The organism is Desulfomicrobium macestii (genome assembly GCF_014873765.1).
In the GTDB taxonomy this organism is placed as follows: Bacteria; Desulfobacterota; Desulfovibrionia; order Desulfovibrionales; family Desulfomicrobiaceae; genus Desulfomicrobium; species Desulfomicrobium macestii.
The window spans coordinates 1-1,987 of record NZ_JADBGG010000083.1; the positions used below are offsets into that span (position 1 = coordinate 1).

Genomic DNA, 1,987 nt, shown 5'->3' on the forward strand with positions numbered 1-1,987 from the left:
CTTGGGCGGAAGCTTGCGTGCATCGGTGGTTTGCATGGATCCGAATGTACACAATTCTTCCACGAATGTTAACTATTTTATGCTCGGATTAATATATGAACCGCCGTATACGGAACCGTACGTACGGTGGTGTGGAAGGACGGCGGGGGTGACCCCGCCTCCTACCCGATGGAAAGCTTATGATCAATACGCGGGGTGTGATGCGTTCGCTGCTGCTGGTGGCAAGCGTGCTCGGCAGAAAATACAGGGTGAAGGTTAAGATGGGTAGAGCAGATGCCTTTACCGACGGCAAGACCATTCACCTTCCAGCCCTGCCAAGTAAGGTTCCGGACACGTTGCTGAAAGCGTCAGTGGAATGTGGGACCAAGAAGCAGGGCATGTCCGTGACAAGTATTTCAATGCCCTGCAGGAAACCAGACTCTCCCACAACATAAACTCGCGTCCATATTTCCAGGGCGCCGCAATAATTTCGATTGGTGTGAATGGGCACCCTAATAGCGCCACCGATGGGCACCCTTAATGACGCCAGCAAGTATGAGAGATTTTAGCTCGGGCGATCTCGTCTGGTAGGCGCCGTGCATGATCCGGTCGAGGGTGGTGTTGTACCCACGGACCGTGCCGAGGCAAGCTGGCCCAGGAGCTTGGCGTTTGATGTGAATACCAAAGGCTGCCTTGTAATTTGCTCATCGAAAGCTTCCGCCAGTGCAGACTGTGTAAGACAAAGCGACCACTCATGCCGCAGCACCTCGACGAATCCCTTCACCCAAGAGCCACTTCTCTTCTTCCCACAATCCACCCAACGTAACGAAAAGCAGAAACGCTGGCTTCAATTCAATCGAATATCAGGCTCGCTCCTGAAATGCTGACGGATTGTAAGTATTAGGGTTGCCTCTGATTAAATCCATGTGAGGAATATGTGGATAAAATTCAGATATTTATATGTTTGTGCTGTGGATGCAGTTCACGGATTAGAAGAGTTCGTGAAGATGAGGATGAGATGAAATCTTAACAAATTTATGGATTTTGTTTCAAACGATGAGAAATTATTATTTTTGCCACCGTAAGCGATATTGAGGGCAAAGAAGTCGGGGGGGCAGTTACCAACTATCGCAATGAGGTGGACAAATGAAGTGTGAATCAAAGCAGATAATTGAATTGGTTTCTGGAAATATAGGCCATTTTGATATGACAGCGCAAGTTAAGGCAAAAGAATCATTCCATTTGCTAAAAAAGATATTGGCTGACCGAAAAATGCAAAAATCCATGGCAAGGCATTACAGGATGCTCAATAAAGGTTATTATGATCCTGGCGAGTTCCCTTCATGGGCGTACAGTTTGTCCTATTGTCTTGTAGATCCAGATTACAAGTATAGTCTAGAGATAAAGAATAGCATAGTTGAAATTTGTAATGAGATGATTTCTGATTTCAAAAGTAAAGATAAAGATTATATACACTTCGTAATGGAAGCAGATGAATCTCCAAAATTCTTAAAACATATGGCTAAAGACATGTGTCACATGCAAATATAGGAGGATGCTATGAATTTGAATGATCGTGCAAAATCGGCGGTTGTGGAAAAATTAGAAAGCTCTTTGGGCTATATTCAAGAAGAGATGTGTGCGGTTGGAATTTCAAATTTTGATTTCTCTAGTATTCATGATGAATTTGTAAACATTGCAGAAAAAACATACAGTGATAGCGATGAAGAGGTCGAGAGTATTTATCTATTTGGAAGTTCTCCTGATTCGACGCCTGTTTCCCTTTCCAGGTCTGTTACGTGTATGCTTGTGAAGCAATGGGTCGAAAAAATGGTCGATTTTATTTCCGTTTTGGAAAAAAATGAAGATGCGAAGCTCGAAAGATGGGTGCAGAATAAAGTTGGAATTGATGCTGTAAACCTCCCCAAGTTAGTGCCATCCAAAAGTAGAGGTTTCCTTGGGTGAATTTTTCATGAGGAACTCTGTCGGGGTCAAATCCCCAAGGGAC

General features: G+C 44.3%; 3 protein-coding genes. All 3 read left to right on the forward strand.

Annotated features, from left to right (window positions below):
- Positions 1–179 precede the first annotated feature (179 nt).
- The 3 genes from H4684_RS20390 to H4684_RS20400 all read left to right on the forward strand — a co-directional run bounded on the left by H4684_RS20390 (position 180) and on the right by H4684_RS20400 (position 1,944).
- Complete coding sequence (locus H4684_RS20390) at positions 180–434, forward strand: hypothetical protein (RefSeq protein WP_192625164.1); 255 nt, start codon at positions 180–182, stop codon at positions 432–434.
- A gap of 691 nt (positions 435–1,125) precedes the next feature.
- Entirely contained in the window at positions 1,126–1,530 is a 405-nt protein-coding gene (locus tag H4684_RS20395; RefSeq protein ID WP_192625165.1) for a hypothetical protein, read from the forward strand.
- 9 nt (positions 1,531–1,539) lie between these two features.
- Entirely contained in the window at positions 1,540–1,944 is a 405-nt protein-coding gene (locus H4684_RS20400; RefSeq protein ID WP_192625166.1) for a hypothetical protein, read from the forward strand.
- Positions 1,945–1,987: the final 43 nt, after the last annotated feature.